This window comes from Silanimonas algicola, assembly GCF_054777375.1.
Map to the genome: position 1 here is coordinate 614,916 of NZ_BAAHAS010000002.1, position 24,291 is coordinate 639,206.

The window sequence follows — 24,291 nt, forward strand, 5'->3', positions numbered from 1 at the left end:
CCTTCAGGCGGGCAGCAGCATGCAGCTCACGCCGGCGACCGTGAGCGCCACGCCGGCAAGGGCGCGACGGCTCAAGGGCTCCTTCAGCCAGATCCAGGCCAAGAGCAGGATGAAGACCGACGCGCTTTCATTGAGGATAGCGGCCACCGAGGCCGAGGTGAACTTGTAGCCGCCGAGCCAGAACACCATCGACAGGAACTGCCCGACGAAGGCCGCGACCAGCAGCTTCTTCCAAGGCACGCCGGCCAGCGGCGGGAGGGCCGGGCCAAGCCTTCGGCGGAACACGAGGGCCAGCAGCCACAGGCCGAGCACGGCGCCGGTCATGCGCACCGCCGTCACCCACATCAGCGGCTGGGCTTCGAGCGTGCGCTTCACGATGACGATGGCGACGGCCATCAGGAGGATGGCGCAGAAGCCGATCGCCAGCCCCGTCAACAGCGCGCGGCCGCCCCCGGCGTCGTCCGGGCGGCGCTCGGCGACAAGATAGACACCCAGGCTCACGAGGCCGAAGCCGATCATCTGTACGAGGCTGAGGCGCTCGTCCAGGAAGACCACGCTGAGCAGGATCACCGCGGGGCTGTAGAAGTTGCCCAGCACGCCCATGCGCCCGGCGCCGAGCTGGTTGAGCGCCCGGAAGTAGAGGGTGTCGGCGACGGCGATGCCGATGAAGCCACTGAGCAGCGCGAGGCCGATCTGCGAGGCGCTGAAGCTTGGAACAGCGAGGCCGTGGAGCAGCGGGAGGCTGGCGAGGACCATGCCGAACACCAGGCTGTTCTTCAGCAGGTTCAGCTGCAGCGGCGGCAGGGTCGCCCCCAGTTGGCGGTACAGGATCACGCCCACGGCCCAGACGGCCGCGGACAACAACGAGAACAGTTCACCGAGGCCCATGCGCGCATTGTCGTTGATGGGCGTGGCTTTCTGCCATGCTTGCGCGCCATGAGTGCCGCCACCACCCCGTTCCGCCAGCGTTGCAATTTCATCATCGACTTCGCGCGACGCCTGCATGCCTGCGGGATGTCGACCGATCGCCTCGAGGGCGCGGTGCTGACGGTGTCGCGGCGCCTCGGCGTGCGCACCGAGATCTGGTGCAACCCCACCGGCATCATCCTCTCGTTCTCGAGCCCGCAGAAAAGCGATGGCGCCGAGATCACCCGCGTGTTGCGCCTCGCGCCGGGCGACATCAACCTCAAGGCGTTGGCCATGGTCGATGACGTCGCCGAGCGCGTCACCGACGGGCGGATGGAAGTCGACGCAGGGCTCGAGGCCCTCACCGCCCTCGACCGGCCCATCGCGCGCGAGAAGCTGGCGATCACCGTGCTGGCTTTCGGGCTGGCGTCGGGGTCGGTGGCGGCGCTGCTCCGCACGAGTTGGGTGGACGTGGTGGCGTCGGCCCTGATCGGCCTGATGATCGGGCTGCTCAGCGTGGCCTCGGCGAGCCGGCCGCGCCTGCACGAGGCCTCCGATGCCATCGCCGCGCTGCTGGCCACCCTGACGGCTTCGGCCATCGCCGCCTTCATGACGCCGCTGTCGCTGCAGACCGTCGTCATCGCTTCCCTGATCGTCCTGATGCCGGGCCTGATGCTCACGACCGCGGTGGCCGAACTCAGCAGCCAGAACTGGGCTTCCGGCACCGCGCGCTTCGCCGGGGCGACGGTGGCGCTGCTCAAGCTCACGTTCGGCACCGTCGTCGCCACCCAAGCGGCACACGCTCTGGGCTGGCAGCCGCAGTTGATCAGTGCGCCGCAGCTCCCGGCCTGGGCCGAGTGGGCGGGTTTGCTGGTCGGCTCCGCGGCGTTCGCCGTGCTGTTCGGCGCGGCACGTCGCGACTTCCTCATCGTGATGTCCGGTGCGTGGATCGGCTATGGGCTGACGCGGCTCGCCGGACAGATCCCGGGCCTTTCCTCGGAGGCGTTCGCCGGCGGCGTGTTCCTTGCCGGCCTCGGCGTGGCCGTGGTGTCGAATGCGTTCGGTCGCATCTTCCGACGCCCCGGGGCGCTCCTGCGGGTGTCCGGCATCATCCTGCTCGTGCCCGGCAGCGTCGGGTTCCGCAGCCTGAGCTTCGTGCTCGAGCGCGATGTCGTGCTCGGCCTCGACACCGCCGTGGCCGTGTTGAGCGCCCTCATCGCCATCGTCGCCGGCCTGCTCTTCGGCAACCTGCTGGTGCCGCCGCGCCGCTACCTCTGAGAACGACGACGCCGGCCTCGGGCCGGCGTCGCGGGGACGGCGCGGGAGACGCCGCGCCTAGATCGCGAAATCCTCGCGCGTGCGGCCCTTGGCGATCTCCTCGCTCATCCACTTCGGCAGGATGCCGCGGCCCGACCAGGTCTGACCCGTTTCCGGATGCCGGTACTTCGGAGCCACCTTCGTTCCCTTGGTGGTCGACTTGCGCGCCTTCGCCGGGCGCACGGCCCGGGTGGCCTTGACCGCTCCCGCTCCCGCCAGCACTTCATCGAGGGTCCAGCCGTGCTTCTTCGCGACCGCGGCGAGTGCCTTGCGGACCTCGGCGATGGGCGAGCGCTTCGCCAGGGTCTGCTTTCGCTGCTTCGCCCGGGTGATCAGTGCGTCCAGTTCTTTCGGCGACAGCCCTTGCAGGTCGACGGCCATTCGGTGTCCTCGCGGTTAAACGGATTGGGCGGGCCGGAAATCAGCGGCGCCTCGGGATACTAGTCACCCCCGACGCAAATGGGAACGTCGCGACCTGCCGGGTCCAAGGCGGCGAGCGGCCGGGCAAGGACGGCGCGGCGGACGTCGATACTGTGCGGAGCGTCACGAATGACAGCGTTATCATCCGCCATAGTCGCGCCCATCGTGCGGCGCCCGCGTCCCGTCCCCCCGGTCCCGGGGACACGGCCCCCGACACGAACGTGATCCAGCCTTTGCATCGATCGGCGTCCCCCCTTCCGGTGGATCCGGTCGATGCATCGACTCATGGTCCCCCGACGCGGCCTCCTCGCCGTGACGGATTCCCCCCGCAGTGAGCATCGATCAGGAGCACCACGCCCCATGCGTACCGAGGTATTCGACGTCCGTCCACTTGCGAGCCTTCTTGTGCTCGTTCCGCTGCTTGTGCCCTCCGAAGCGGGCGCCCATGGGCTGATGGAGGAGCCAGCATCGCGAAACTGGTTCTGTGGCGCCGTCACCAAGCCCGACCAGGTGGCCAATGGCACCGCCGCCTATCCGGTCTGCCGCGGCGCGTTCGCGTCCGACCCCAATGGCGGCTACTCGTTCATGAGCGTGTTGACCCACGCCCGTGGCCGCGCGGTCGTGAACCCCCTGCCGCGGCACGTTTGCGGCTTCGGCAGCGAGACGTGGCAAGGCGGCGCCACCCCGTGGGACCAGCCCATCGATTGGCCGACCAATGCCATGCAGAGCGGCCGCAACAAGATCACCTGGAACATTTCCTGGGGGCCGCATTTCGATGACACCGAGGAGTTCCGCTACTGGATCACCAAGCCGGATTTCGTCTTCCGGGTTGGAACCCCGCTGAGCTGGAGCGATTTCGAAGCTGCGCCCTTCTGCAGCCTGCAGTACCGCGACAACAATCCCAGCGCGTCGCCTGACGTCGTGGCCCGAAAGGCGGAGCAGCGATTCGACACGTATTGCACCGTGCCCGCGCGCCAGGGGCGCCACGTGATCTACGGCGAGTGGGGCCGCAACCAGTACACCTTCGAGCGATTCCACGGCTGCATCGATGCCGTGTTCAGCGGCGGTGGCAGCGTGCCGGTCGCCCCGGTGGCGCGGATCGGGCGCACGCCGGATTCCGCGGAGGTGCGCGGCAGCGCCACGCTCGCCCTTGACGCCGGGGCCTCGAGCGGCACGAATCTCAGCTACCGCTGGACGGTCTCGCCGAGCAACGCGCTCTATACCCTCGAGAATCCGACCAGCCCGCGGGCGACCCTGCGCCTCGGCGCACCGTCGGCCGCGACGACGGTCACCATCGGCCTGGCGGTGACCGGCGCGGCGGGGACGGACGCCACTACGGCGACCTTCACGCACGTCCCGGTCGCCGGCGTCGTGTGGCAGGACATCGGGGCTTTGGCCGCCACGCCCCGCGAGTTGGCGGCAGGCGATGCGGTGCGGCTCCGCGTCGTGAATCGCGCCGGCGCCGATCTCCATCTTCCGCGCACCCCGATCACGCTGAACGCCGGCACGGCGGCCGGATCGATTTGGCCGGCAACGCTGGCGCAGGCGGTCAACGCCGCTTCGAGTGACCTCCGCGTGGGCGTGCTTCGCAACGGCGAGGTGACGCCCGTGCAGGACGCGACGAGCAACCGCGTCTACGCCCTCGGCGATTCCGGGCTCGTCAGCGCCTTCGTTGAAGTGGTGAGTGCGCCGGTGCCGCCCCCGGGCCAGTGTTCGGTCACCGTGCGTCCCGGACGTGGCCCGTACTGGGCCGGTTTCGACCTTGCGACCGCCAACGCCGAGGTGACGCTGGATTTCACCGGCACCTCGCTCGACCTCGGCCAGGTCAGGCTTGATCCGGGCGTGTTCCAGGCCACCGTTACCGGCCAGCGCATCGTCATGCGCAAGCCCGCCTGGGTGAACGCGAGCACGCCGGGCTATTTCGGCATGAATGCCAACAACTACGCGCCGTTGGCCACGTTCACCGCACCGACCTGCCGCTGAAGCCGCGCCCGCGCACGAGTGACTCGTGCGCGGGCTCGCCGAGGCATGCCTCGGGCCTCAGAGCCCGAGCCGCTCGAACACCTGCTCGCGGCTGAGGTTTTCCGATTCCGCCGCCGCGCGGGCCCGGTACTCGAAGGTGCCGGCGGCGAGGCCGCGCTCGGACACCACCACGCGGTGCGGCAGGCCGATCAGTTCGATGTCCGCGAACATCTGGCCCGGGCGCAGGCCGCGGTCGTCGAGCACCACCTCGACGCCGCGGGCGGCGAGGTCGTTGTACAGCGCCTCCGCGGCGGCGGTGACCGTCGCATCGCCCTTCGGGTTGATCATGCAGACCGCGACGCGCCACGGCGCCATTGCTTCCGGCCAGCGGATGCCGTTGGCGTCGAAGTTCTGCTCGATCCCGGCGGCGACGATGCGCGACACGCCGATGCCGTAGCAGCCCATGTACATGACCTGGGCCTTGCCTTCGGCGTTGAGCACGGTGGCCTTCATGGCCTCGGCATACTTCTGGCCGAGCTGGAACACATGGCCGACCTCGATGCCGCGGGCCAGCTTGATCGTGCCGTGGCCGTCCGGCGACGGGTCGCCCTCGACCACGTTGCGGAGGTCGGCGACGAGCGTCGGCTCCGGCAGGTCGCGGCCGAAGTTGACGTCGGCGAGGTGGAAGCCGTCCTCGTTGGCGCCGACGACGAAGTCCGCCATCGCCGCGACCGTGCGGTCGGCGACGACGGTGATCGGCTGCTTCGGCGCGACCGGGCCCAGGAAGCCCGGCGAGGCCCCGAGATGGGCGCGGATCTCGTCTTCGGTGGCCAGGCGGTAGTCGGCGAGGCCGGCGATCTTCGAGAGCTTGATCTCGTTGACGGCATGGTCACCGCGCACGAGGGCCAGCACGAAGCCGGTACCACCCAGCACCTTGGCGTCGCCGACCACGGCCACCGACTTCACGGTGCGGGTCAGCGGCAGGCCCAGCAGTTCGGCCACGGCCTCGCAGGTCTTCTGCGTCGGCGTCGCGACCTTGCGCATCGCGGCCGTCGCGGCAGGGCGCGGCGCGGCCGGGGCGAGGGCTTCAGCCAGCTCGACGTTGGCGGCGTAGGGCGAGGTGTCGGAGAAGGCGATCGCGTCTTCGCCCGATTCGGCGAGCACGTGGAACTCGTGCGACGCCGAGCCGCCGATGGCGCCGGTGTCGGCGTTCACCGCGCGGAACTTCAGCCCCAGGCGCGTGAAGATACGCGTGTAGGCGTCGTACATGGTCTGGTACTCGCGGGCCATGCACTCGGGGGTGACATGGAACGAGTACGCGTCCTTCATCAGGAACTCGCGGGCGCGCATCACGCCGAAGCGTGGGCGGATCTCGTCGCGGAACTTGGTCTGGATCTGGAAGAAGTTCTTCGGCAGCTGCTTGTAGCTGGCCAGCTCCTGGCGCGCGAAGTCGGTGATGACTTCCTCGTGCGTCGGGCCGAAGCAGTACTCCTGCTGCTTGCGGTCGGTGATCTTCAGCAGCTGGCCGCCGAACTTCGCCCAGCGGCCGGTTTCCTCCCACAGCTCCTTCGGCTGCACGGCCGGCATCAGCACTTCGATGGCGCCGGCGCGCTCCATTTCCTCGCGCACGACGGCCTCGACCTTGCGCAGGGCGCGGAGGCCGAGCGGGGTCCAAGTGTAGAGGCCGGCGCCGAGCTTCTTGATCATCCCGGCCCGCAGCATCAGCTGGTGGCTGATGACTTCGGCGTCGGCGGGGGTTTCCTTGGTGGTGCTGAGGTGGAACTGCGAAAGGCGCATGCGGGTTCGGTCGGAAGACGCAAAGCCGGCATTCTAGCGGGCCGCCAAGGCCCGCGCGCTTCCCGCGCCCACGCGTTGGTGCGGTCAGCCCCCGTTGGCGCAGTACGCGCGCACAGCCTGTTCGGCGAGGCGCTTCTGCTCGGCGCGCTGGGCCGCATCCACCGGCTCCGGGGTTCCATCGCCATCGCGGTCCATCTCGAGCGGGACGTCGGAGTTCAACTGGTCGAGCGCAAGACGCGCGCGCTCGCAGGCCACGCGGTCGTCGGGACGCTGCGGGGCGGCCGGCTCCGGCGCCTTCGTCGCCTCGCTGCCGACGGCCTGGTCGCGGATGCCTCGGGTTTCGTACTTCACGCCCTCGGGCGGCGTCTGGGCGTAGTGCCGGACACCGTTGGCATCGACCCACGTGTAGACCGGATCCTGCGCGTGCAGGGCGGGGGTGGCGGCGAACAGGGCGACAGTGATCAGGCCGGCAAGCAAACGCATGGGGACCGCTCCAACGGGACTCGCTGCATGGTAGCGCCATCCGGGCCCAGCGGGCAGGGCAGACGGTCCTGCGGCTACACTCCGCCCATGGATCCCATCCCCGACGACCTGCCGCAAACCGCCGCGACGCGACCCCGCAGCCGCCACATCTACCTGTTGCCCAACCTGCTGACGACGGCGAACATGTTCGCCGGCTTCTACGCGATCCTGGCCGCCGCGAACGGGAGGTTCGAGGCCGCATGCTTCGCCGTCATCGTCGCCGGCGTGTTCGACGGGCTGGACGGTCGCGTGGCCCGCATGACCGGCACCACCAGCGAGTTCGGCGTCCAGTACGACTCGCTGTCCGACTTGCTGAGTTTTGGCATGGCGCCCGCGCTGGTGATGTACCACTGGGCGCTGGCCCAGCTCGCCCTTGATGGGGACGCCTGGGGCAAGGTCGGTTGGGCTGCGGCCTTCCTCTATGTTGCGTGCGCGGCACTGCGCCTCGCCCGCTTCAACGTGTCGGCCGGCAGTGCTGACAAGCGGTGGTTCATCGGCCTCGCCAGCCCGGCCTCGGCGGGGGCGATGATCAGCGTCGTCTGGTGCTTCACCGAACTCGGCTGGACGGGCGACGCCATGCGTTGGGTGGCCCTGGCCGTCACCACCATTTGCGCCCTCCTGATGGTCAGCCGGATCCGCTTCTTCAGCTTCAAGGGCTGGCCGGGCGATCGCGTGCCGTTCTGGTTCATGGTGCTGGTGGTCGCGGTTCTGGTGGCCCTCCTCATCGACGCGCCGAAGGTCATCTTCGCCGTCGCCCTCGTCTACCTCCTGAGCGGCCCGATCGGCTGGCTGCTGCAGCGCCGCCGCCCGGGAACGGCGTCGACGTGAACTGGTCGCCGCTGCAGCGCCGCGCCCTGGAGGCACTGGGCCACGCGCCGGTCCAGCGGAGGACGGTGCCGGTGCCCGGGATGGCTACGCCGCTGGCCGGCCTCGTCTTGCCGCCGAAACTGCGTGGTGGGCTGGAACGCTGGGTCGGCGCGCTGTGGGGTGAGTGGCCGGCGCCAGCGGGGCGCCCGGCGGACGCCGCCTTCAAACGGGCCCTGTGGCGTCGCGTGCGCGATTGGCGGCGCGGAGGCTGAGGCGTGGCGGCGCAGCTGGCGCAGGCGGTCCAGTTCCGGCCGATGCGGCAGGCCGACGTTCCCGCGGTCGCGGCGATGGAGCAGCGTGCTTACGCCTTCCCTTGGACGCCAGGCATCTTCCGCGATTGCCTAGGGGCCGGCTACGCCTGCTGGGTCGCCGAGTCGGCGGAGGGCCTGATGGGCTACGGCGTGCTCAGCGTCGGTGCCGACGAGGCGCATCTTCTGAATCTTTGCGTCGATCCCGCGTGGCAAGGCAATGGCCTCGGTCGACGCCTGCTCAAGCGCATGGTCGATCTGGCGCGCTGGCATATGGCCGACCGGGTGTTCCTCGAAGTCAGGCCTTCCAACCCGAACGCCATCGCGCTCTATGCCAGCGAGGGGTTCCTGCGGATCGGCCAGCGGCCGCGCTACTACCCGGCGAAGGACGGGCGCGAGGATGCCATCGTCATGGCCCTCGAACTGGTGGCCCCGGGTTCGGCACCGCCAGCCTGAATCAGGCCCAGACCTGGGTGGCGACCGCGGCGAAGTGGAGCGCGCTGCCCGCGAGCACGAAGCCGTGCCAGATCGTGTGCGTGTAGCGGATGCGCCGGCTCATATAGAACAGCGTCCCCAGGGTGTAGGCCACGCCGCCGGAAAAGATCCAGAGCAGCGCCCACGTGCTGAGCTGTTCGGTCATCGGCTTGATCGCCACGACCGCCAACCAACCCATGGCCACGTAGATCAGCGTCGAGAGCAGCTTGAAGCGGCCACGGGTGAGGAGCTTGAACACCACGCCGCCGACCGCCAGCGTCCAGATGGCACCGAACAGCCACCAGCCGCCATGCTCGCGAAGCCCGACGAGGGAAATCGGGGTGTAGGTGCCGGCGATCAGCAGGTAGATCGCACAGTGGTCGAGCACCTTCAGGCGCGCTTTCAGCGCCGTCTTGAAGGGGGCCGCGTGGTAAACGGCGGAGGCGGTGTACAGCAGCACGAGCGTGACGCTGAAGACGATGGCGCTGGCAAGTTGCCAGCCGTCGCCCCAGAGCGCGGCAAGGGTGATGAGCACGGCGCTGCCGATGGCACCCAGCACCGCGCCGGCGCCGTGCGTGATCGCGCTCCAGCGCTCGTCGCGCAGGGCGTGGGCCAGGCCGTGGAGGCTGAGGTCGGTCATGCGCGGCACCCTGCCTGAAACGGATGGAGCCTGCCAGTGCGACTCGAAATCCGCAGGCGCCGGCGTTCAGGCCGGTGCCCGCCGGTCTTCACAGCCGCCCGCGGTTGGCCTTCAGGCCGTCCAGCATCGTCGACCACTCGGCGAGGCGCTTGCGCTCCTGCTCGACGACGGCGGCCGGGGCGTTGGCGACGAAGGTTTCCGAACCCAGCTTGCCGTGGCACTTCGCGATCTCGCCTTCGACGCGCTTGATCTCCTTGTCGAGGCGCACGCGCTCGGCGTCCAGATCCACGAGGCCGGCCAGCGGCACCAGCAGAGTGAGTTCGCCGAGCACCGCGGCCGCGGCGGCCGGCGGTTCGCCCTGCACCCAGTCGATCGACTCCAGCTTGGCGAGGAACGTCAGGCCGCCGGCATGGCGTTCGATTTGTGCCGCATCACCCTTGCCCGCGAGCAGCAGGGGCACGGCCTTGCCCGGCGGCACGCCGAGCTGGCTGCGCACCGAACGCAGGGCGGTGATGGCGGCCTTGAGCCACTCGATGTCGGCGGCGGCGCGGGCGTCGGTGAGTGCGACATCGAAAGCGGGGTAGGCCTGCACGCTGATCGAGCCGCCGGCCAGCCCTAGCTTCGGCGCGACGTGCGACCAGATCTCCTCGGTGACGAAGGGGATCAGCGGGTGCAGCACGCGCAGGCTCTGCTCGATCACGTACAGCAGCGTGTGGCGGGTCGAGGCGATGGCGGCCGCGTCGCCGCCCTGCAGGGCCGGCTTGGACAGCTCGAGGAACCAGTCGCAGACCTCGTTCCAGACGAACTCGTACATCGCCTGCGAGGCGAGGTCGAAGCGGTAGGCCGCGAACTGCGCTTCGACGTCCTTCAGCAACTGCTGCAGGCGGTCGAGGATCCAGCGCTCGGCGTCGGTCGTCGGCGTGGGTACGCCCGAGGCGCTGAACCCTTCCGTGTTCATCAGCACGAAACGCGCCGCGTTCCAGAGCTTGTTGCAGAAGTTCTTGTAGCCCTCGCAGCGGGCGAGGTCGAACTTGATGTCGCGGCCGTGGGTGGCCAGCGAGGCGAAGGTGAAGCGGAGGGCGTCGGCGCCGAAGGCCGGGATGCCTTCCGGGAATTCCTTGCGCGTGGCCTTCTCGATCTTCGGCGCGTCGGTCGGCTTCATCAGGCCGCTGGTGCGCTTGGCGACCAGCGCCTCGATGCTGATGCCATCGATGAGATCGATGGGGTCGAGCACGTTGCCCTTCGACTTCGACATCTTCTGGCCGTCTTTGTCGCGGACGAGGCCGGTGATGTAGACGTCCTTGAACGGCACCTCGCCGGTGAAGTGCTCGGTCATCATGATCATCCGGGCGACCCAGAAGAAGATGATGTCGAAGCCGGTGACCAGCACCGACGACGGCAGGTAGCGGTCGAAGCCGCGCTCGGCCATGGCCTCGGCATTGGGCCAGCCCATCGTCGAATGCGGCCAGATCGCCGAGCTGAACCAGGTCTCCAGCACGTCGCTGTCCTGGCGCAGGGCGACGTCGGCCCCGAGGCCGTGCGTGGCGCGCACTTCCGCCTCGTCGCGGCCCACGTAGAGCTTGCCGGCCTCGTCGTACCACGCCGGGATGCGGTGGCCCCACCAGAGTTGGCGGCTGATGCACCAGTCCTGGATGTTCTCCAGCCAGTGCCGGTAGGTGTTGATCCAGTTCTCCGGCACGAAGCGCACGCGGCCGCTTTCGACGGCATCGAGGCCCTTGCGCGCGAACTCGTCCATCTTCACGAACCACTGGTCCGTGAGGTAGGGCTCGATCACCTGCCCGGTGCGGTCGCCGCGCGGCACCATCAGCTTGTGCGGCTTGGCTTCGACCAGCAGGCCGAGACCGTCGAGCTCCGCCAGCACCTGCTTGCGCGCCTCGAAACGGTCGAGGCCGCGGAAGCGTTCGGGCGCGGCATCGTTCAGGTGCGCCGTGTCGGTGAACAGGTTGATCATCGGCAGGCCGTGGCGCTGGCCGACCGCGTAGTCGTTGAAGTCGTGCGCCGGCGTGACCTTCACCACGCCGGTGCCGAAGGCGCGGTCGACGTAGTCGTCGGCGATCACCGGGATCGTCCGGTCGCAAAGCGGCAGGCGCACCTGCTTGCCGACGAGGTGGGCGTAGCGCGCGTCCTCCGGGTGCACCATCACGGCGACGTCGCCGAGCAGGGTCTCGGGGCGGGTGGTGGCGACCACGAGGTAGTCGCGCGTCTCGCGCAGCGTCTCGACGCCGTCGGCATCGGTTTCCACGTGTTCGTAGGTCGCGTCGACGAGCGGGTAGCGGATCGACCACAGGTGGCCGTTCTCCTCCTCGCTGACCACCTCGAGGTCGGAGATCGCGGTTTTCAGCACCGGGTCCCAGTTGACCAGCTTCTGGCCACGGTAGATGAGCCCTTGCTCGTGCAGCTTGACGAAGGTCTCGACGACGGCCGTGCTCGGCATCGGGTCCATGGTGAACACGCTGCGCGACCAGTCGCCCGAGCTGCCCATGCGGCGCATCTGCCGCTCGATGGTGTCGCCGGACTCCTTCTTCCACTCCCAGACCTTGCCGACGAAAGCCTCGCGGCCGAGGCCGTCGCGGGTTTCGCCTTTCCCGGCCAGGTGCAGGTTGCGCGACACCACCATCTCGGTGGCGATGCCGGCGTGGTCGGTGCCGAGCTGCCAGAGCGTGTCGAAGCCGCGCATGCGGTGGTAGCGCACCAGCGTGTCCATCAGCGTGTGCTGGAACGCGTGGCCCATGTGCAGGGTGCCGGTGACATTCGGCGGCGGCAGCAGGATGCTGTAGGCCGGCTTGGACGCATCGCCCGAGGGCTTGAACAGGCCGGTGCCCTCCCAGTGGGCGTACCAGCGGGATTCGAAGGTGCTCGGCTCGAAGCTCTTGTCCATGCGGCGCGCGACCGGCGTTTCGGGCCGGCCAAAAGGTCGAAAAAGGGCGCCAAGCCTAGCATTCCGGGCCGGGGGGCCGGCAGAGACGGCCGCCCTGCCGTCGCGGCGGCGTCAGGCGATCACCGCCTCACGGACGTACGTGGAAGCGGCCACGCGCGCCGCACGCTCCAGACCGTCCGCGACATCCGCGCGCAAGTCGCGCACGTGCTCGATGCCGACCGAGAGCCGCAGCAGGCCGTCGCGGATGCCGGCGGCGGCGCGGGCCTCGGCGCTCATCGCGGCATGGGTCATGGTCGGCGGGTGGGCCACAAGGCTTTCCACGCCGCCGAGCGATTCGGCGAGGGTGAAGCAGCCGAGGCCGTCGCAGAAGGCGCGAGCGGCCGCTTCGCCGCCGCGGAGTTCGAAGCTCAGCATCGCGCCGAAGCCCTTCTGCTGGCGCGCGGCCAGCGCGTGGCCCGTGTGCGACGCCAGCCCCGGGTAGTGCACCACCGCGACGGCCTCGTGGCCCACCATCAGATCCAGAAGCGCATGGGCGTTCTCTTCATGCACGCGCAGTCGGGCATCCAGCGTGCGCAAGCCGCGCAGGGTCAGGAAGGCGTCGAAGGGCGAGCCGGTGAGGCCCAGCGCGTTCGCCCACCACGTGAGGCGCTCGTGCAGCTCCGGCGTCTTCGCCACCACGGCGCCGCCCACCACGTCGCTGTGGCCGTTGATGTACTTCGTCGTGGAGTGCACGACGAGGTCGGCGCCGAAGTCGATGGGCGTCTGCAGGGCCGGGGAGAGGAAGGTGTTGTCGACCACGACGAGCGCACCGACGCGCTTCGCCGCCTCGGCGACGAAGCGCAGGTCGGTGATGCGCAGCAGCGGGTTCGACGGCGTTTCGATCCAGACGATGGCCGGTGCCGGGTCGAGGGCGGCGGCGAGGGCGCGCGGACACGTGAAGTCGATGGTGACGAGTTCGAAGGCGCCCTTCTTCGCCAGCGCGTTGAACAGGCGCCAGCTGCCGCCGTAGGCGTCGTGCGGGACGACGAGGCGCTGGCCGGGTTCCAGGAGGCTCAGCACCAGGGTGATCGCGGCCATGCCGGTGGCGGTGACCACGCCGCCGGCGCCCCCTTCCAGTTCGGCCAGCGCGTCGCCGAGCAGATCGCGCGTCGGGTTGCCGCTGCGCGTGTAGTCGTAGCGACGCTTCTTGCCGAAGCCTTCGAAGCTGAAGTTCGACGACAGCACGATCGGCGGGACCACCGCGCCGTAGGCGGTGTCGCGGTCGATGCCGGCGCGGACGGCGCGGGTGGCGGATTCGAAGGGGTTCATGCGTGGGCCTGCGGCGAGGAAAAGAGGGACGAAGAAGGAGGAACGCGTTCCGACGAAACCGGCGGGCTCGGCGAAACGAGCGCGAGCGCCAGCAGGCGGCCGATCTGCTCGGGCTCCTTGAGGAAGGCGTCGTGGCCGTAGATCGAGCGGATCACGTCGAGACGCGCCGGGCCGGCGAGCTGGCACGACAGGCGCCGCAGGTCGTCGAGCGGGACGAGACGGTCCTGCTCGACGGCGATCACGGTGGTCGCCGTGGTGATGCGCGACGGGTCCACGCGGTGCTGGTCGATCGACTCGGACAGGCGTCGGAAGGCAATCGGGCTGAACACCGCGGCGAAGCGGGAGCCGGCGGCGTCGAGGTAGTCCTGCGCGGCGCAGCGCAGGCGGTCGCCCTCCCAGGTCGGCTCGGCGTCGAAGCGCGCCGCGAATTCCTCCGGTGTGCGGTAGCTGAGCATCGCGAACTGGCGGGCGAGGGCGACGGCCTCCGGCCCGTCGCGGCCGAGCTCCAGCACGCGACGCTGCAGGGCGCGCCAGGCCGCCGCATACGGGTCGGCGCGGTCGGCGCCGCTGATGATCACGAGGCGCTCGACGAGGCCCGGGTAGCGCTCGGCGAAGGCGAGGCCGACCATGGCGCCGTAGCTGCTGCCGACGATCGATGCGAGGCGGGCGATGCCGAGGTGGTCGAGCAGCACCGCCAGCGCATCGGCCTGGTCGGCGCTGCTGATGGGGGCGTCGAGCGTGCCGTCGCGGCCCACCCAGTCAAAGCTCAGCACCCGGCATCGGGCCAGGTCGAAGGGGCGGCCGGAGCCCACCTGCACCTGCCACCAGCCTTCAGGTTCGTCCTGGCGCACTGCGGCGACGTGGCGCGTGGCCGAGATGCCGCCGAGCACGGCATGCACCGGCGTGCCTTCGGCACCGACGAGGCGCCAGCGCAGGTTCACGCGCTGCAGCCCGGCGTGGCGCAGCGACAGGGCGCTGGCGAGGACGCCGTCGGTGGCGGAGGGAGTGGCCGCGCGACAGACCGGTTCGTCGTGGGCGGCTTCGGCAAGGGTGATGGCGGACATGGCGGGCTCCGGTGCCCATCCCCCCGCGGCGGCCGGCGACGGCCATCGGGAGTGCCTGCCTGCAGGCTCCCTGACGACCCATCGACCGGCATTGGCCCAAAGGCCTCGCCGCAGGCGTTGGCAGCGCGCCGCCGCGGGATGCGGTCGGTGCTTGCCCCGGCGTCGTCGGGCCTGTCCCTCAGCCGGTCTGGATGGTGTGTGTCGCCATCTTGGACCGGCTTGCTGGAGTTGTCATCCCTTTATCGCGATGAAGAGATATGAATTTTCGGCATCACGCCGGATAACGGGGCCAGTGCTCAGGCGGCCTTGCCGGAAGGCACGGTCGGCGAGGCCGCATCCAGCGACGCCAACCACTCGTCGTCGGAACCGTCGTTGACGCCTTCGAAGAGGATCGTGCTGAGGTAGCGCTCGCCGGTGTCCGGCAGCATGGCGAGGATGACCGAGCCGGCCGGCGCCTCGTTGGCGACCTGCAGGGCCGCGGCGAGCGTGGCACCGGCGGACAAGCCGACGAAGACGCCTTCCTCGGCCGCGAGGCGGCGCGCGGTATCGCGGGCCACGAGGTCCTCGATCGGCTTGATGTCGTCGACCACGCTGCGGTCGAGCACGGCCGGCACGAAGTCCGGCGTCCAGCCCTGGATCTTGTGCGGCTGCCATTCCTTGCCCCCCAGCAGCTGCGCGCCCGCGGGCTCGGTGCTGACGATCTTGACGTCCGGACGCGCCAGCTTGAGCGTCTGGCCGACGCCGGTCAGCGTGCCGCCCGTGCCCCAGCCGCTCACGAAGTAGTCGAGCCGCTTGCCGACGAAGTCCTGAAGGATTTCCGGGCCCGTGGTGTTGCGGTGCCACGCGGGATTCGCCTCGTTCTCGAACTGGCGGGCGAGGAACCAGCCGTGCTTCTCCGCGAGTTCCTTTGCCTTGCGCACCATGCCGCTGCCGCGTTCGGCGGCGGGGGTCAGGATCACCTTCGCGCCGTAGGCGCGCATCAGCTTGCGACGCTCGACCGAGAAGGTTTCCGTCATGACGGCGACGAACTTGTAGCCGCGTGCGGCGGCCACCATCGCCAGCGCGACGCCGGTGTTGCCCGAGGTGGCTTCCACGATGGTGTCCCCCGGCTTGAGCAGGCCCTTCTTCTCCGCGTCGAGGACGATGGCAAGGGCAAGGCGGTCCTTGACCGAACCGCCGGGGTTGAACGCTTCCACCTTCACGTACAGCTCGACGTGTTTCGGTGCGATGCGCGGCAGGCGGACGATGGGCGTGCGCCCGATGGTGTCGAGGATCGAGTCGTAGAGGGCCATGGCGGTCTCCGTAGGGGCTAGGCCGCGCGGGTGATCGGCGCGGTGTCGGGAAAGGCGAAGGGCGGCGGCAAGTCCTTCGGAACGTCATCGGCCGCGGGGATGTCGGCCGGCGCGGGGCCGAACCAGTGCAGCGAGCGGGCAAGGGCGGCGACTTCGCCGAGGATCAGCAGCGCGGGCGAGCGAACGCGTTGGTCGGCGGCGCGTTCCGGCAGATCGGCGAGCCTGCCGAGCACGACACGCTGGTTCGCGCGGCTGCCGTTCTCGATCAAGGCGAACGGGGTCGTCGGTGCGCGTCCATGGGCGATCAGGCGGTCGCGGATGGTGTCGAGGCCGTGCACGCCCATGTAGACGGCCAGCGTCTGCCGCTCCTGCGCGAGGGCGGCCCAATCGAGCGTGTCGATCGAGTTCCGGCAGTGTGCGGTGACCAGCCGCACCGACTGCGCGTGGTCGCGATGCGTGAGGGGAATGCCCGCATAGGCGCCACAGGCGACGGCCGCGGTGATGCCGGGCACGACCTCGAAGGGGATGCGTGCGGCGCGCAAGGCTTCCAGCTCCTCGCCGCCGCGCCCGAACACGAAGGGATCGCCTCCCTTCAGGCGCACGACCGTTCGCCCGGCTTTGGCGTGCTCGATCAGGAGTTCGTGGATCCGTTCCTGCGTGGTGTGATGGGTGCCAGCCTCCTTGGCCACCTCGATGCGTTCGGCGTCACGGCGCGACAGCGCCAGCACCTCGGCACTGACCAGACGGTCGTGGAGCACCACGTCGGCCTGGTTCAGAGCCCGCAGCCCGCGGAGGGTCAGCAGCCCGGGGTCGCCGGGGCCAGCGCCGACGAGGATCACGCGGCCGCGCGGCGTGGCGTCCTCGGCCAAGGCCTCCTCGAAAGCGCGCTCGGCGGCAACGGCGTCGCCGTGGCGCAGGGCGTCGGCGGCCGGGCCGCGGATCAGCGATTCGATGACCTGCCTGCGGCGTGCCGTCTCGGGAAACCGCCGGCGCAGCGCGTCGCGCTTGCCGCCAAGCCAGTTCGCCAGAAGGCCCAGCGCGGGGTCGAGTTCCGCTTCCAGTGTTTCGCGGAGCCAGCGGGCGAGCATGGGGGCTTCGCCGCGGCTGCTGATGGCGATCTGGATCGGCCCGCGTTCGACGCGCGCGGGGACTTGGAAGCTGCAACGGGGTGCGTCATCAACGACGTTGACCCACAGTCGACGCGCCTCGGCCTCGCGGGCGACGGCGGCATTGACGTCCGCATCGTCGGTGGCGGCGATCACCAGCCAGACGTCGTCGAGCCATTCGGGGTGGAACAGACCCTCGCGATGGGCGAGGCGTCCCTCGGCCACCGCGCGGGCCAAATCCGGCAGCAAGGCGGGGGCGCCGACCACCACATCGGCGCCGGCCTCCAGCAGGGCCTCGGCCTTCCGCCGTGCCACCACGCCCCCGCCAACCAGCAGCACGTGGCGGCCGGCAAGGTCGAGAAAGGCGGGAAACAGCGGGGCAGGCATGAGCGTGCAGGCAGGGGAAGTCCGGACGAGCCACGCTAGGGCGGGCTCCGGGGTGGCGGGAAATGCCGAGCGGACCGGTTCATATAACGTGCGGTTATCAGGATTCGCTGGACGGCTCGAATAATTTATCGTTTCATCGCGATGAACGGATGGACTTCCGGCGCGACGACGTCGCCGGCCCCGGACCCCGTTTTTTTGCCCCATGACCCTGACCCAGCTTCGCTACCTCATTGCCATCGTCGACGCCGGCCTGAACATCACCACGGCCGCCGACAAGGTCCACGCCACCCAGCCCGGCATCTCCAAGCAGCTCAAGCAGCTGGAGGACGAGCTCGGGTTCCTGTTGTTCCAGCGCAAGGGCCGCAGCCTCGAATCGATCACCGAGGCCGGGCAGGTGGTCCTCGCGCATGCCCGCCGCGCCGTCGCGGAGGCCGCGAACATCCGCGCTTTTGCCGCGAACCAGCGCGGCGAGGCGGTCGGCACGCTGCACATCGCCACCACGCACACGCAGGCGCGCTTCGTATTGCCCGCCGCCATCGGCGCGCTGAACCGGGAGTACCCGCAGGTCGGCGTGCAGCTGCAGTCCCTGGCGGACAACGACGTGTTGCCGCATCTCGCCAAAGGCAACGCCGACATCGCCATCGTCAGCAGCGTCGGCAGCGTGCCCGCCGGTGGCCATGCGATTCCGCTGTACCGCTGGCGTCGCATCGTCGTGGTGCCGAAGGGGCATGCGCTGGCGCAACTCGGCCGTGCGCCGACGCTGGAGGACCTCGCCGCGCATCCGCTCGTGAGCTACCACAGCACCAGCCAGCCCGAGAGCTCGCTGCGCCGTGCCTTCAGCGATGTCGGCCTGAGCCCGACGGTGGCGATGACCGCGCACGACGCCGACCTGATCAAGACCTACGTGCGGGCCGGGCTGGGCGTCGGCATCCTTGCGGAGATGGCCGTGAGTTCGGTGTTCGACAGCGACCTCGCGGTGCTGGACGCGCCCGAGGTGTTGCCGGAGTGCACTGCCTGGGCCGTCGTGCCGAAGGAGCGGGTGCTGCGCCGTTATGCGTTCGACCTGTTCCGCCACGTCGCGCCACAGCTCGACCGCCATGACCTGCAGCGCGTGCTCGGTGGCCACCAGGAGTCGGTGTGGCCGACCCCCCCGAGCTGGGTGGAGCTCAGCCAAGCGATCACGAACTGAGCGCCCGCCCGGCGTTTATCATCCGGGGCCGGCATTGCGCCGGCCTTTTCTTTTTCCCGAGTCTCGCGATGCCCATCGACACCAAGCTGCCGAAGGTCGGCACCACCATCTTCACCGTCATGAGCGTGCTCGCCGCCGAGCACGGGGCGGTCAACCTCGGGCAGGGCTTCCCCGATTTCGAGGTGCCGGTGCCGCTGCGCGATGCGCTGGCCCGCGCGATGGCCGACGGCAAGAACCAGTACGCCCACATGGCCGGTGTGCCGCCCCTGCGGAAGGCCATCGCCGACAAGACGCTGCGCTGCTACGGCCATCGCCCGGACCCGGAGACGGAGATCACGGTGACCTCGGGCGCCAGCGAGGCGATCTTCGATGCCATCGCCGCGGTGGTCCGGCCGGGCGAGGAGGTGATCGTGCTCGACCCCTGCTACGACTGCTACGAGCCGGCCATCGACCTCGCCGGCGGTCGCGCCGTGCACGTGCCGTTGGATCCCGCCACATTCGCGGTCGACTGGGCCGCCGTTCGCGCTGCCGTGACGCCGAAGACGCGGCTGTTCATGTTCAACACGCCGCACAACCCGTCGGGCGCGATGTTCGACGCCAACGAGATCGCCGAGCTGAAGCGCTTCGTCGCCGATTTCCCGCACGTGCTGCTGCTGTCGGACGAGGTCTACGAGCACATCGTGTTCGACGGCCGCATCCACGAGAGCGTGCTGCGCTACCCGGAGCTCGCGGCCCGCGCGTTCGTGATCAGCAGCTTCGGCAAGACCTACCACTGCACCGGCTGGAAGGTCGGCTACTGCGTGGCGCCGGCGGCGTTGACCGCCGAGTTCCGCAAGGTGCACCAGTACAACACCTTCTGCACCTTCGCCCCGGCGCAGTGGGCGTTCGCCGAGATGATCGAGGCGCACCCCGAGCACTACGAGGAACTCGGCGCCTTCTACCAGGCCAAGCGCGACCGCTTCGCGGCGCAGCTGGCCGGCACGAAGCTGAAGGCCCTGCCCGTGCCGGGCGGCTACTTCCAGCTGGTGGATTACTCGGCGGTGAGCGATCTCGACGACCTCGCCTTCTGCCGCTGGCTCACCATCGAGAAGGGCGTGACCGCGATCCCGCTCTCGCCGTTCTACGAAACGCCGCCGAAGGGTCAACGCCTCGCCCGCCTGTGCTTCGCCAAGAACGAGGCCACGCTGGATGCCGCCATCGAGCGGCTGGCCAAGCTCTGAGGCCGCATCGATGAGCGATGCCGCGTCCTCGAACGGCCCCGACCGCGACCTCCGCGTCGCCCTCGTGCAGGGCGACACCCGCTGGCATGACCCGGCGGGCAACCGCGCCTACTACGGCGGGCTGATCGCCCCGCTGGCCGGCCGCACCGACATCGTCGTGCTGCCGGAGACCTTCACCTCCGGCTTCAGCAACGAAGCGCTCGCCAGCGCCGAGGACATGCACGGCCCCACGGTCGCCTGGATCGTCGAGCAGGCGAAGGCGCTCGACGCCGCCGTGTGTGGCAGCGTGCAGCTGCGCGTCGACGGCGCGCAGGCCGAATCGGAAGGCATCGCGCCGGGCGTCTACAACCGCCTGCTGTTCGCCACGCCGGACGGTGCGCTGGTGCACTACGACAAGCGCCATCTGTTCCGCATGGCCAAGGAGCACGAGCGCTATGCCGCGGGCGGCCAGCGCGTGTTCGTCGAGTGGCGCGGCTGGCGGATCTTCCTGCAGGTCTGCTACGACCTGCGCTTCCCGGTGTACATCCGCAACCGCTTCGACGTGACGCGTCCCGGCGCCTTCGACTACGACCTTGCGCTGTTCGTCGCCAACTGGCCAGCGGCCCGCGCCTACCCGTGGAAGACGCTGCTCCGCGCCCGTGCCATCGAGAACCTCGCCTGCGTGATCGGCGTGAATCGCGTCGGGACGGACGGCAACGGCATCGCCTACAGCGGCGATTCCGCGGCGCTGGATCCGCTGGGCCAGCCGCTCGTCGAGGGCGATGCCGAAGTCCGCGTGCTGGAAGCGACCTTCAGCGCCGAGCAGCTCCGCGGGCATCGCGAGCGATTCCCGGCGCAGCTGGATGCGGATGCCTTCGACCTGGGGCCATAGGACGGCCCTTGCCGTAGCGGCATGTCAACGCCATTTGCCCCGGCGCGTTTCTCTTGGATTGCCATCGCTTTCCGGAGCCCTGTGATGCGACCCTTCCTTGCGATCGTGGTGATGTTCGCCCTGACCGCTGGGCTTCTCCTTCCCGAGTCCGGTCGGGCCCAAGTCCGCCCGGCTTGGGTGACGCCGCCGGTCGCCTCGCCCCTGGTGGAGTACCGGCAATTCGACAGCGCCGTGGCCAGCGGTCCGATCAGCTACCACGTCTACTTACCCGCGGCGTACGCGGCGCAACCGTGGCGCCGTTTCCCGGTGGTGTACTGGCTGCATGGGAGCGGGACGCCGACGGAGGGCATCGCCACCGTGGCGTCGCGTTTCCACGAGGCCATCGCCGGGGGACGGATTCCCCCCCTCATCGTGGTGTTTCCGAACGGCTTGCCCTACGGGATGTGGTGCGACGCGCGGAGTGGGCTCCAACCCGTGGAATCGGCGCTGGTCCACGAGCTGGTTCCCGTGGTGGACGGCACCTTCCGGACGCTTCCCGAGCGTCGTGGGCGCCTGCTCGACGGTTTCAGCATGGGCGGTTACGGCGCCGCTCGCTTGGGTCTCCGCTTTCAAGGCGTTTTCGCCGGCTTCTCGATGCTGGGTGCGGGGCCGCTCCAGCGCGATCTGCTCGAGGACCGGCCCGGCTTGCAACCGATCGAACTGCGCCGGCGCATCCTCGAAGAGGTGTATGGCGGCGATCCCGCGTACTTCGAGGCGCAGAGCCCGTCTACGCTCGCCGCGGCCAGCGTGGCGTCACTGGAGCGGCATCCACCACGCATCCGGCAAGTGATCGGGACCCAGGATTTCACGCTGCAGGGCAACCGGGACTTCCACGCGCGCCTCACCCAGCTCGATATCGCCCACGAGTACATCGAAGTGCCCGGGGTCGGGCATGTGGTGCCAGGCTTGATGGAGGCGCTGGGCGATCGCTTCTGGGCTTACTACCGGGACGCCTTCCAGTCGCTCGATCCCCAAGGGTTCGCCAGCCACGACTACAGCGGCAACTGGTACGTGCCAGCGAACAGCGGCTGGGGGTTGGCCATCCAATCCTACGGGGGGCAGGTGCTGGTGCTCGGCTTCATCTTCGTGGACGGGCAGCCGACCTGGTTCTTCCTGCAGGAGCGTTGGTCGTCCCCGGACGTGCTGCAAGGCGCCGTCTGGCGCCGGACGAACCCGGGCGCGTGGGGCACGCCGCAATTCGTGCCGGAGGAGCAGCGTGATGCCACGATCGGCACTTTGCGGCTCGAATTCACGGCCCGCGACACGATGGAACTGTCGGCGACCGTCGCTGGGCGGCTGGTGCGGGCGAGCCTCGTCCGCCTGGAGTGACGCTAACCCGGCGCGCGTTGCGCCGCGCTACACCCACGCCGCCAACACCACCCGCTTGCCGTACTTCAGCTGCTCGTAGCCGTTCTCCGGCACGGGCAGCAGTTCGACCTTCGAAAAGCCCACCTTGCGCAGGATGAAGTGCAGCGCCTCGAGGCTGGGGATCAGGCTGATGCCCAGGGTCGACGCTTCCGGGCCGTGCGTTTCGTCGGTCTCGTCGACGATAACGAAGCTGCCTTCGATCGGCTTCACGAAGCGGTAGCTGCCGTAGTCGACGACACCGGTCTGGCCGGGGGCCACCTGCGTCTCGATCAGGCACAGACGCTTGCAAAGCGCCCGGGCCACGCGCAGGGCGCCGACCGGATTTTCGAGGTGGTAGAGCAGGCCGAAGCAGAGCACGAGGTCGTGCGTGCCGACGATCGCCGCGGAGAGCCCGTGGACGTCGCCGCGCGAGAACGCGACGTGTTCGGTGCCGGTGGCCGAGGCGATCAAGCGCGCGTCTTCGACGTGCTGCTGCCGCGCGTCGATGCCGTGCACGCTGCCGAAGCCGAACTCGCGGAGCTTCAGCGAGAACCAGCCCTGGTGGCAGGCGAGGTCGATCGCACTGGCCCGCGAGGCGCCCTCGGGGAAAGTGGTCCGCAGGGCTTCCTCCGCCATCGACCAGCGCGTGTCGTGGATGGCGAGGATGTCGGGCGCGTGGGCGCTCCCCGTCACCGCGCCGGAGGGCAGGGTGAAGCGGTAGAACCAGTCACGCGCGAGGACGTCGGCCTCGAGGCCGCGGGGGTCGGGGGCCGTCGTCATGGATCAATCGATGTCGGGAGCGCCTTCGGGAATCCGCGGGCCGTGGCCGCCACGGCCGGGCTTGCGCTGGCCGCCGCGCGGTGCACCGCCACCCGGACCGCCGGGACCCCGCGGGCCACCGCCGCCCGGACCGCGGGCGCCCTGTCCGCCGCCACCGGGGCCGCGCGGGCCTCGGCCGGGACCGCCCTCGCCACGCGGGCCGCGGCCGGGGGCGCCGCCTTCCGGACGGGGGCCGCGGGCGAAGCCGCCATCGCCGGCGGGCTTGCCGAACGGGCGATCACCGCGAGGCTTGCGCGGCGGCGCCACCTTCGACCCGGTTTCCACGCCTTCCGGCACGTACCAGCTGCGGAACGCGCCCGAGGCGCTGTCCACGCCGCCCGCCACGGCTTTCGGGCCGCGCGGCTTGCCGGCGTAGGGCTTGCTCTGGCTCGGCTTGGCCGGGCGGTCGCCCCAGGGCTTGCCGGCGCCGGCGGCGCGTTCGCCGAAGGGCTTGGCGCCCGGAGCGCCGTCAGGCTTCTTGCCGAACGGCTTCTTGCCGAAGGGCTTGCCGGCACCGCGCGGGCCGCGGCTCTCGGCCGGCGCGTCGCTGCCCATCGGGCCGACGAAGGCCTTGGCGCCCCTCTTGCCGTAGACCTTGCCGCCGGGCTTGCCGCGGCCGCGTGCCGGGCGCTCCTCGCGGATGTGGTCGAAGCGGCGCAGCTCGCGTTCTTCCTGGTCCAGCGCACCGTTGACGTACGACGGGCCACGCTGGTCGCGACGGACTTCGATGGCCTGCTTGCTGGCGCGGCGCTGGCCGATCACCGGCTGCAGCGTCAGCACCGGCGCCTGGTCGGCGAGCTTGAACTCGCGACGCAGCGCTTCGACCTGATCGGCCGGCATCTCGACGCTCTGCCCGCGCAGCAGCTCGCGCGGCAGGACGACGTTGCCGTAGCGCACGCGCTTCAGGCGGGACACCTGGAAGCCCTGGCTGTCCCAGAGGCGGCGTACCTCGCGGTTGCGCCCTTCCTTGATGACGACGCGGAACCAGGCGTGCGAATCGCTGCTGCCGATGGCTTCGATCTCGTCGAATTTCGCCGGGCCGTCGTCCAGCTGCACGCCGCGCTTCAGGCGCTCGACGACCGCTTCCGGCACTTCGCCGTGGATGCGGCAGACGTATTCGCGCTCGACCTCGCTCGACGGGTGCATCAACGCATTGGCCAGCTCCCCGTCGGTGGTGAGCAGCAGCAGGCCGGTGGTGTTGATGTCGAGGCGGCCGACGGCGATCCAGCGCGCGCCCTTCAGGCGCGGCAGCGCTTCGAAGATCGTCGGGCGACCCTCGGGGTCTTCGCGCGTCGTGACCTGGCCTTCGGGCTTGTTGTAGAGCAGCACCGCCGCAGGCTCGGTGAGCGCGGTGGCCATGAAGGTCTTGCCGTCGAGTTCGATGCGGTCGCCGCCCTTGACGATGCGGCCGAGCTCGGCGACTTCGCCGTTGACGCGGACTTCGCCGCGGGAAATGCGCTCTTCGAGCGAGCGGCGCGAGCCGAGACCGGCCTGGGCGAGCACCTTGTGCAGGCGTTCTTCGATGGCGGGGGCGGCAGCGGCCGCGGTGGACTCGCGCTTCAGCGAGAGGGTCTTGCGTTGGGTGTCTTTGCTCATC

General features: G+C 69.9%; 21 protein-coding genes and 1 riboswitch. Of the genes, 9 read left to right on the top strand and 12 right to left on the bottom strand.

All coding sequences use genetic code 11. The features are described from left to right. Positions 1–3 precede the first annotated feature (3 nt). Positions 4–888 carry a DMT family transporter gene (locus ACYVAK_RS08060; protein ID WP_461059720.1) on the bottom strand — a complete coding sequence of 295 codons (885 nt, stop codon included), beginning with the start codon at positions 886–888 and terminating at the stop codon, positions 4–6. Positions 889–936: 48 nt separating this feature from the next. Here ACYVAK_RS08060 and ACYVAK_RS08065 point away from each other — a divergent pair, with 48 nt between their 5' ends. After that, positions 937–2,184, top strand: a complete 1,248-nt coding sequence (locus tag ACYVAK_RS08065; RefSeq protein WP_461059722.1) for a threonine/serine exporter family protein — start codon at positions 937–939, stop codon at positions 2,182–2,184. Positions 2,185–2,241: 57 nt separating this feature from the next. On the opposite strand, the gene ACYVAK_RS08070 is transcribed toward ACYVAK_RS08065, so the two are convergent. After that, positions 2,242–2,604: an H-NS histone family protein gene (locus ACYVAK_RS08070; protein WP_461059724.1), complete on the bottom strand. Its 363-nt coding sequence runs from the start codon at positions 2,602–2,604 to the stop codon at positions 2,242–2,244. A 399-nt stretch (positions 2,605–3,003) separates the two neighbouring features. Between ACYVAK_RS08070 and ACYVAK_RS08075 the strand changes: the two genes are divergently transcribed. Beyond that, positions 3,004–4,626 (top strand): lytic polysaccharide monooxygenase, encoded by a 1,623-nt coding sequence (locus tag ACYVAK_RS08075; protein ID WP_461059726.1) that lies wholly within the window; start codon positions 3,004–3,006, stop codon positions 4,624–4,626. Positions 4,627–4,683: 57 nt separating this feature from the next. Here ACYVAK_RS08075 and ACYVAK_RS08080 read toward each other — a convergent pair whose 3' ends face one another. Both ACYVAK_RS08080 and ACYVAK_RS08085 read right to left on the bottom strand, forming a co-directional pair. Then, positions 4,684–6,402: a proline--tRNA ligase gene (locus ACYVAK_RS08080; RefSeq protein WP_461059729.1), complete on the bottom strand. Its 1,719-nt coding sequence runs from the start codon at positions 6,400–6,402 to the stop codon at positions 4,684–4,686. Positions 6,403–6,486: 84 nt separating this feature from the next. Further along, complete coding sequence (locus ACYVAK_RS08085) at positions 6,487–6,885, bottom strand: DUF4124 domain-containing protein (protein ID WP_461059731.1); 399 nt, start codon at positions 6,883–6,885, stop codon at positions 6,487–6,489. Positions 6,886–6,972: 87 nt separating this feature from the next. On the opposite strand from ACYVAK_RS08085, the gene pssA reads away from it, so the two are divergent. The 3 genes from pssA to rimI are packed head-to-tail and all read left to right on the top strand — an operon-like array spanning position 6,973 to position 8,495. Next, positions 6,973–7,752, top strand: a complete 780-nt coding sequence (gene pssA / locus ACYVAK_RS08090; RefSeq protein WP_461059733.1) for a CDP-diacylglycerol--serine O-phosphatidyltransferase — start codon at positions 6,973–6,975, stop codon at positions 7,750–7,752. Then, a complete protein-coding gene (locus ACYVAK_RS08095; protein WP_461059735.1) occupies positions 7,749–8,003 on the top strand; it encodes a hypothetical protein in 255 nt (84 codons plus the stop codon). Before pssA ends, ACYVAK_RS08095 begins: the two co-directional genes overlap by 4 nt. A gap of 42 nt (positions 8,004–8,045) precedes the next feature. Then, positions 8,046–8,495, top strand: coding sequence for a ribosomal protein S18-alanine N-acetyltransferase (gene rimI, locus ACYVAK_RS08100; protein ID WP_461060516.1), 450 nt, complete (start codon positions 8,046–8,048; stop codon positions 8,493–8,495). A 1-nt stretch (position 8,496) separates the two neighbouring features. Here rimI and trhA read toward each other — a convergent pair whose 3' ends face one another. The 6 genes from trhA to cysG form a co-directional block, all read right to left on the bottom strand. Then, on the bottom strand, positions 8,497–9,153 hold the full coding sequence (gene trhA, locus ACYVAK_RS08105; protein WP_461059737.1) for a PAQR family membrane homeostasis protein TrhA: 657 nt from the start codon (positions 9,151–9,153) through the stop codon (positions 8,497–8,499). 88 nt (positions 9,154–9,241) lie between these two features. After that, positions 9,242–12,052: a valine--tRNA ligase gene (locus ACYVAK_RS08110; RefSeq protein WP_461059739.1), complete on the bottom strand. Its 2,811-nt coding sequence runs from the start codon at positions 12,050–12,052 to the stop codon at positions 9,242–9,244. A 111-nt stretch (positions 12,053–12,163) separates the two neighbouring features. Next, positions 12,164–13,360 carry a cystathionine gamma-synthase gene (metB, locus tag ACYVAK_RS08115; RefSeq protein ID WP_461059741.1) on the bottom strand — a complete coding sequence of 399 codons (1,197 nt, stop codon included), beginning with the start codon at positions 13,358–13,360 and terminating at the stop codon, positions 12,164–12,166. After that, positions 13,357–14,424: a homoserine O-succinyltransferase MetX gene (metX, locus tag ACYVAK_RS08120; RefSeq protein WP_461059743.1), complete on the bottom strand. Its 1,068-nt coding sequence runs from the start codon at positions 14,422–14,424 to the stop codon at positions 13,357–13,359. Before metX ends, metB begins: the two co-directional genes overlap by 4 nt. 76 nt (positions 14,425–14,500) lie before the next feature. Then, positions 14,501–14,622, bottom strand: a riboswitch (SAM riboswitch). A gap of 98 nt (positions 14,623–14,720) precedes the next feature. Continuing rightward, positions 14,721–15,716 carry a cysteine synthase A gene (gene cysK, locus ACYVAK_RS08125; RefSeq protein ID WP_461059745.1) on the bottom strand — a complete coding sequence of 332 codons (996 nt, stop codon included), beginning with the start codon at positions 15,714–15,716 and terminating at the stop codon, positions 14,721–14,723. Positions 15,717–15,733: 17 nt separating this feature from the next. Continuing rightward, positions 15,734–17,209, bottom strand: a complete 1,476-nt coding sequence (gene cysG / locus ACYVAK_RS08130) for a siroheme synthase CysG (RefSeq protein ID WP_461059748.1) — start codon at positions 17,207–17,209, stop codon at positions 15,734–15,736. 202 nt (positions 17,210–17,411) lie between these two features. Between cysG and ACYVAK_RS08135 the strand changes: the two genes are divergently transcribed. The 4 genes from ACYVAK_RS08135 to ACYVAK_RS08150 all read left to right on the top strand — a co-directional run bounded on the left by ACYVAK_RS08135 (position 17,412) and on the right by ACYVAK_RS08150 (position 21,857). Beyond that, entirely contained in the window at positions 17,412–18,398 is a 987-nt protein-coding gene (locus ACYVAK_RS08135) for a LysR substrate-binding domain-containing protein (protein ID WP_461059750.1), read from the top strand. A 68-nt stretch (positions 18,399–18,466) separates the two neighbouring features. Next, positions 18,467–19,618 carry a pyridoxal phosphate-dependent aminotransferase gene (locus ACYVAK_RS08140; RefSeq protein WP_461059752.1) on the top strand — a complete coding sequence of 384 codons (1,152 nt, stop codon included), beginning with the start codon at positions 18,467–18,469 and terminating at the stop codon, positions 19,616–19,618. 10 nt (positions 19,619–19,628) lie between these two features. Beyond that, positions 19,629–20,489: an amidohydrolase gene (locus ACYVAK_RS08145; RefSeq protein WP_461059754.1), complete on the top strand. Its 861-nt coding sequence runs from the start codon at positions 19,629–19,631 to the stop codon at positions 20,487–20,489. A gap of 84 nt (positions 20,490–20,573) precedes the next feature. Further along, positions 20,574–21,857 (top strand): alpha/beta hydrolase, encoded by a 1,284-nt coding sequence (locus tag ACYVAK_RS08150; protein ID WP_461059756.1) that lies wholly within the window; start codon positions 20,574–20,576, stop codon positions 21,855–21,857. Positions 21,858–21,884: 27 nt separating this feature from the next. Here ACYVAK_RS08150 and ACYVAK_RS08155 read toward each other — a convergent pair whose 3' ends face one another. Both ACYVAK_RS08155 and rluB read right to left on the bottom strand, forming a co-directional pair. Then, positions 21,885–22,655 carry a class I SAM-dependent methyltransferase gene (locus tag ACYVAK_RS08155; RefSeq protein ID WP_461059758.1) on the bottom strand — a complete coding sequence of 257 codons (771 nt, stop codon included), beginning with the start codon at positions 22,653–22,655 and terminating at the stop codon, positions 21,885–21,887. A gap of 3 nt (positions 22,656–22,658) precedes the next feature. Then, complete coding sequence (gene rluB, locus ACYVAK_RS08160) at positions 22,659–24,290, bottom strand: 23S rRNA pseudouridine(2605) synthase RluB (RefSeq protein ID WP_461059760.1); 1,632 nt, start codon at positions 24,288–24,290, stop codon at positions 22,659–22,661. Position 24,291: the final 1 nt, after the last annotated feature.

Excerpts from the sequence above, each read along its gene's own strand:
- metB (WP_461059741.1), bottom strand. The coding sequence starts at position 13,360 with ATGAACCCCTTCGAATCCGCCACCCGCGCCGTCCGCGCCGGCATCGAC.
- cysK (WP_461059745.1), bottom strand. The coding sequence starts at position 15,716 with ATGGCCCTCTACGACTCGATCCTCGACACCATCGGGCGCACGCCCATC.
- pssA (WP_461059733.1), top strand. The coding sequence starts at position 6,973 with ATGGATCCCATCCCCGACGACCTGCCGCAAACCGCCGCGACGCGACCC.
- rimI (WP_461060516.1), top strand. The coding sequence starts at position 8,046 with ATGCGGCAGGCCGACGTTCCCGCGGTCGCGGCGATGGAGCAGCGTGCT.
- cysG (WP_461059748.1), bottom strand. The coding sequence starts at position 17,209 with ATGCCTGCCCCGCTGTTTCCCGCCTTTCTCGACCTTGCCGGCCGCCAC.
- ACYVAK_RS08085 (WP_461059731.1), bottom strand. The coding sequence starts at position 6,885 with ATGCGTTTGCTTGCCGGCCTGATCACTGTCGCCCTGTTCGCCGCCACC.
- ACYVAK_RS08080 (WP_461059729.1), bottom strand. The coding sequence starts at position 6,402 with ATGCGCCTTTCGCAGTTCCACCTCAGCACCACCAAGGAAACCCCCGCC.
- ACYVAK_RS08150 (WP_461059756.1), top strand. The coding sequence starts at position 20,574 with ATGCGACCCTTCCTTGCGATCGTGGTGATGTTCGCCCTGACCGCTGGG.
- rluB (WP_461059760.1), bottom strand. The coding sequence starts at position 24,290 with ATGAGCAAAGACACCCAACGCAAGACCCTCTCGCTGAAGCGCGAGTCC.
- ACYVAK_RS08155 (WP_461059758.1), bottom strand. The coding sequence starts at position 22,655 with ATGACGACGGCCCCCGACCCCCGCGGCCTCGAGGCCGACGTCCTCGCG.
- ACYVAK_RS08070 (WP_461059724.1), bottom strand. The coding sequence starts at position 2,604 with ATGGCCGTCGACCTGCAAGGGCTGTCGCCGAAAGAACTGGACGCACTG.
- ACYVAK_RS08060 (WP_461059720.1), bottom strand. The coding sequence starts at position 888 with ATGGGCCTCGGTGAACTGTTCTCGTTGTTGTCCGCGGCCGTCTGGGCC.
- ACYVAK_RS08140 (WP_461059752.1), top strand. The coding sequence starts at position 18,467 with ATGCCCATCGACACCAAGCTGCCGAAGGTCGGCACCACCATCTTCACC.
- trhA (WP_461059737.1), bottom strand. The coding sequence starts at position 9,153 with ATGACCGACCTCAGCCTCCACGGCCTGGCCCACGCCCTGCGCGACGAG.
- ACYVAK_RS08075 (WP_461059726.1), top strand. The coding sequence starts at position 3,004 with ATGCGTACCGAGGTATTCGACGTCCGTCCACTTGCGAGCCTTCTTGTG.
- metX (WP_461059743.1), bottom strand. The coding sequence starts at position 14,424 with ATGTCCGCCATCACCCTTGCCGAAGCCGCCCACGACGAACCGGTCTGT.
- ACYVAK_RS08065 (WP_461059722.1), top strand. The coding sequence starts at position 937 with ATGAGTGCCGCCACCACCCCGTTCCGCCAGCGTTGCAATTTCATCATC.
- ACYVAK_RS08145 (WP_461059754.1), top strand. The coding sequence starts at position 19,629 with ATGAGCGATGCCGCGTCCTCGAACGGCCCCGACCGCGACCTCCGCGTC.
- ACYVAK_RS08135 (WP_461059750.1), top strand. The coding sequence starts at position 17,412 with ATGACCCTGACCCAGCTTCGCTACCTCATTGCCATCGTCGACGCCGGC.
- ACYVAK_RS08110 (WP_461059739.1), bottom strand. The coding sequence starts at position 12,052 with ATGGACAAGAGCTTCGAGCCGAGCACCTTCGAATCCCGCTGGTACGCC.